We start from the raw sequence: 320 nt of genomic DNA on the forward strand, positions 1-320 counted from the left end.
GTGGCTCCTCGGTTTAGCTTTTAGCCAGTTCTAGGGTATTAACCACTTCCACCGGGGCTTTGTCTTTGAGATTATGGTGACCGGTGACAACCACCTGCTCAGAGCCAGCTAAACCCTCCAGCACTTCAACTAGGTCACCTTCGGCATAACCGGTTTGTACCTGAACCTTCTGTGCAATCCCATCACGCACCACGAAGACACTGCTTTTATCATCAATATTGATAATGGCCTGGCGCGGTAACAAGGTGGCATTAGCATGGGTATCGTAGTTAAGCTTAACTTGAGCAAACATGCCGGCTTTTAAATGATTGTCCTCATTG

At 47.8% G+C, this 320-nt stretch carries 1 protein-coding gene; it reads right to left on the minus strand.

The features are described from left to right. Positions 1 to 13: 13 nt before the first annotated feature. Positions 14 to 320 (minus strand): efflux RND transporter periplasmic adaptor subunit (locus tag J0A66_RS22465; protein ID WP_369127392.1); only part of this gene is annotated, 307 nt, incomplete at its 5' end.

The sequence above is a fragment of the Bowmanella dokdonensis genome (assembly GCF_017254865.1).
Classification (GTDB): domain Bacteria; phylum Pseudomonadota; class Gammaproteobacteria; order Enterobacterales; family Alteromonadaceae; genus Bowmanella; species Bowmanella dokdonensis.